This is a genomic window from Alkalicoccus luteus (genome assembly GCF_052061695.1).
Classification (GTDB): domain Bacteria; phylum Bacillota; class Bacilli; order Bacillales; family Salisediminibacteriaceae; genus Alkalicoccus; species Alkalicoccus luteus.
The window spans coordinates 1-1,607 of record NZ_JBPZEY010000026.1 but is presented as its reverse complement, the minus strand read 5'-3'; the positions used below and the strand labels follow the sequence as shown (position 1 = coordinate 1,607).

The window sequence follows — 1,607 nt, the reverse complement described above, 5'->3', positions numbered from 1 at the left end:
CTCTTTCATGGAGAGTTTGATCCTGGCTCAGGACGAACGCTGGCGGCGTGCCTAATACATGCAAGTCGAGCGCAGGAAACCGGCGGAACCCTTCGGGGGGAAGCCGGTGGAATGAGCGGCGGACGGGTGAGTAACACGTGGGCAACCTGCCTTTCAGACTGGGATAACCCCGGGAAACCGGGGCTAATACCGGATGACCAGCCGGTTCGCATGAACCGGCTGTAAAAGAGGGGAGTTTTCTCCTCTCACTGAAAGATGGGCCCGCGGCGCATTAGCTAGTTGGTAAGGTAGTGGCTTACCAAGGCGACGATGCGTAGCCGACCTGAGAGGGTGATCGGCCACACTGGAACTGAGACACGGTCCAGACTCCTACGGGAGGCAGCAGTAGGGAATCATCCGCAATGGGCGAAAGCCTGACGGTGCAACGCCGCGTGAACGACGAAGGTTTTCGGATCGTAAAGTTCTGTTGTGAGGGAAGAACACGTGCCGGTCGAACAGGCCGGCACCTTGACGGTACCTCACGAGAAAGCCCCGGCTAACTACGTGCCAGCAGCCGCGGTAATACGTAGGGGGCAAGCGTTGTCCGGAATTATTGGGCGTAAAGCGCGCGCAGGCGGTCGTGTAAGTCTGATGTGAAAGCCCACGGCTCAACCGTGGAGGGTCATTGGAAACTGCAGGACTTGAGTGTAGGAGAGGAAAGTGGAATTCCACGTGTAGCGGTGAAATGCGTAGATATGTGGAGGAACACCAGTGGCGAAGGCGACTTTCTGGCCTACAACTGACGCTGAGGCGCGAAAGCGTGGGGAGCAAACAGGATTAGATACCCTGGTAGTCCACGCCGTAAACGATGAGTGCTAGGTGTTAGGGGTTTCGATGCCCTTAGTGCCGAAGTTAACACATTAAGCACTCCGCCTGGGGAGTACGGCCGCAAGGCTGAAACTCAAAGGAATTGACGGGGGCCCGCACAAGCAGTGGAGCATGTGGTTTAATTCGACGCAACGCGAAGAACCTTACCAGGTCTTGACATCCGTTGACCGCTCTGGAGACAGAGTTTTCCCCTTCGGGGGACAACGTGACAGGTGGTGCATGGTTGTCGTCAGCTCGTGTCGTGAGATGTTGGGTTAAGTCCCGCAACGAGCGCAACCCTTGACCTTAGTTGCCAGCATTCAGTTGGGCACTCTAAGGTGACTGCCGGTGACAAACCGGAGGAAGGTGGGGACGACGTCAAATCATCATGCCCCTTATGACCTGGGCTACACACGTGCTACAATGGATGGTACAAAGGGTGGCGAAGCCGCGAGGTGGAGCGAATCCCAGAAAGCCATTCTCAGTTCGGATTGCAGGCTGCAACTCGCCTGCATGAAGCCGGAATTGCTAGTAATCGCGGATCAGCATGCCGCGGTGAATACGTTCCCGGGCCTTGTACACACCGCCCGTCACACCACGAGAGTTTGTAACACCCGAAGTCGGTGAGGTAACCTTTATGGAGCCAGCCGCCGAAGGTGGGACAAATGATTGGGGTGAAGTCGTAACAAGGTATCCGTACCGGAAGGTGCGGATGGATCACCTCCTTTCTAAGGAGCATCAAGCTCAATCGATTCCTTCTT

At 56.2% G+C, this 1,607-nt stretch carries 1 rRNA gene; it reads left to right on the top strand.

What is annotated here, in order from left to right:
• Nucleotides 1-4: 4 nt before the first annotated feature.
• A 16S ribosomal RNA gene (locus ACSZLD_RS16775) occupies nucleotides 5-1,574 on the top strand.
• The last annotated feature ends 33 nt before the right edge of the window (nucleotides 1,575-1,607 follow it).